The 246-nt window shown below is 32.9% G+C and carries 1 protein-coding gene; it reads right to left on the bottom strand.

Annotated elements, in window-relative coordinates:
• On the bottom strand, positions 1-246 hold a 246-nt coding region (locus AAEY88_RS14995), incomplete at both ends, for a glycosyltransferase family A protein (RefSeq protein ID WP_350563668.1).

Here is a 246-nt window from a genome sequence, read left to right on the forward strand (position 1 = left end):
TCTTTAAGTTTAGCTACTTGCAAACTGAGCTTTTCTTGATGCCAATAATCATCTGAATCTAAAAATGCGATGACTTCACCTGTAGCATAGGCTATGCCTTTATTTCTAGATTTAGCGACACCTTCGTTGGTCTTATTATCTATTTTTACAATTTGAGAGCTGTTTTTTATTAGCTCGTTTATATACTTGCAACTATTATCAGGGCAAGCATCATTAATAATAATTAACTCCCAATTACCATAGGTT

It is taken from the genome of Psychrobacter sp. CAL346-MNA-CIBAN-0220 (assembly GCF_040309805.1).
In the GTDB taxonomy this organism is placed as follows: Bacteria; Pseudomonadota; Gammaproteobacteria; order Pseudomonadales; family Moraxellaceae; genus Psychrobacter.